At 63.5% G+C, this 2,128-nt stretch carries 2 protein-coding genes; one reads left to right on the top strand and one right to left on the bottom strand.

What is annotated here, in order from left to right:
- Window positions 1-1,095, top strand: a 1,095-nt coding sequence (locus ABHR75_RS09825) for a sugar nucleotide-binding protein (protein WP_346964229.1), incomplete at its 5' end; no start/stop codon positions are given.
- Window positions 1,096-1,360: 265 nt separating this feature from the next.
- Here the strand turns inward: ABHR75_RS09825 and ABHR75_RS09820 are convergent.
- The gene (locus tag ABHR75_RS09820) at window positions 1,361-1,852 is read right to left on the bottom strand and encodes a hypothetical protein (protein ID WP_346964228.1); all 492 of its coding nucleotides are present in this window, start codon (window positions 1,850-1,852) and stop codon (window positions 1,361-1,363) included.
- Window positions 1,853-2,128 lie beyond the last annotated feature (276 nt).

The following is a 2,128-nucleotide window of genomic DNA, read 5'->3' as shown; positions in this document are numbered from 1 at the left end:
GTGGGCAACTCCTTCCAGGCCCTGGAGGACGGCACCGCCTACACCTACCTGGTGGACGCCCACTGGTCCCTCGAGCTCAAGAAGACCTACACCTTCGTGAACCTGGCCGACCCCGAGCTCGCCATCGAGTGGCCCATCCCGCTCGACGAGGCCACCGTGTCCGAGGCCGACCTCAACCACCCGATGCTGGCCGACGTCGTGCCCATGGCGCCCAAGAGGACGCTCGTCACCGGCTGCAACGGCCAGCTGGGCCATGCTGTGCGCAGGCTGGCGGAGGAGCGCGGCGTCGCCAAGGACTTCGACTTCTGCGACATCGACACCTTCGACATGTCAGACCCGGACGCCTACACACAGTACGACTGGTCGCTCTACGGCACCGTGATCAACTGCGGCGCCTACACGGCGGTCGACAGGGCGGAGACCCCCGAGGGCCGCGCCACCGCCTGGAAGGCCAACGCGACCGGGCCGGCGCTGCTCGCCCGCACCTGCGCCGAGCACGGGATCACGCTGGTCCACGTGTCCTCCGACTACGTCTTCGACGGCACGGCCGAGGTCCACGACGAGGACGAGCCGTTCAGCCCGCTGTCCGTCTACGGGCAGACCAAGGCGGCGGGGGACATCGCCGTGGCCGGCTGCCCGCGCCACTACATCATGCGCAGCTCCTGGGTCATCGGCGAGGGGCACAGCTTCGTCAAGACCATGCGCATGCTCTCTGACCGCTGCGCCTCCACGGACGACGCCCTGGAGCAGGTCACCGTCGTTGACGACCAGCTGGGCCGCCTGACCTTCACGCGCGACATGGCCGCCGCCATCTTCCACGTGCTGGAGAACAAGGCCCCCTACGGCACCTACGGCTGCACCGGCTCCGGCGCCGTGAGGAGCTGGGCCGATATCGCCCGCGCCGTCTTCGAGGCCGCCAACGGCAACGGCGAGAAGGTCGTGCCGGTCAGCACCGCCGACTACTACGCGAGCGCCGCGGGCCCCATCGCCCCGCGCCCGGTCCACTCCGCGCTCGACCTTTCCAGGCTCGAGTCGGTCGGGTTCCACATGCCCGACTGGGAGGAAGAGCTGGGGGAGTACCTCAAGACGCTCTAGTCGCCGCTATTGAATTGACGAGAGTAAAAAAGCCGCCGCTTGTTAACGGCGGCTTTTCTTATGCGTGGCGTATAGCCCCGCTGCAAAAAGCGGCAAATGTCGCATGGTTTACTCTAAGCCTTACAATTACGACCAGATTCTTTGAAGAGGGCCTTGCTTAATTAGTTATTTACTACTGAGTTTAGATAAAACGCTAGAACCTAAAGCAAATGACCTAAGACCAGCCTTTTGCTTACTGATCTTATCAACGACATAGCTGATAAGATCAAATGGCACCGGAATGGTCTAGGCGTATTCTTTGTTTTCTATCCAGGTGGCGTAGAAGTCCACTCTGCCCGAGGGGGCCGTGCCCGACACCTTCCCCCCCGTCGACGTAGCGGTAGAAGCTCCGCCCCTCCGGCAGCGCCCCGCCGTCCAGCTTCGCCCACCTGCCGTTGCCCGCGGCGTCGATGACGAACCACGCGTCGTCGCAGTCGCGGTGGGCCTTCCAGCCCGCGAACGCCATCGGCCCGCAGGAGAAGCCCAGCGCCGACGACGTCAGCGTGGCGGTCGGCGTCGCCACGACGACCCTCGTCGTCCTGGCGACGGCGGGCGCCGCGTCCGACCCGTGGTAGCGGATCGTGTAGGATGCGGGCTCCTTCCAGGTGGCGTAGAAGTCGAACCTTGATATCCACTTGTACCCGGATTGCATGGCAACGATAGAATTGGCAGCAAGATCGGTCTTGGCGTCGGTCGTCTTCCACTCGCGCAGGTTCATCGCAAAGGCGACGATGCCGTTCTGGATGCCACTGATGCTGGGCGGGAAAGACTGGTTGTCGGCGTCGATAGAGAACTTGTTCTCCTTTGCGTCGAGGTGCTGCTGGATGCGATCGGCGTACTTGGCGGCCCATTCGTCGGCCTTGCCATTGTGGACGAAGTAGTTGTCTTTGAGGCTCGTCGAGCGGGTGGCGTACCCGTGTTAGCGCCGGGCGATTTTAGCCGCTAATAGTCAAACTATTTTGACCAATCCCGGTCACCGAATAATGGCCACCGT

This window comes from Collinsella aerofaciens, from assembly GCF_039752955.1.
Classification (GTDB): domain Bacteria; phylum Actinomycetota; class Coriobacteriia; order Coriobacteriales; family Coriobacteriaceae; genus Collinsella; species Collinsella aerofaciens_BI.
The sequence above is the reverse complement of the archived record's forward strand: the minus strand, read 5'-3'. Positions and strand labels throughout refer to the sequence as shown.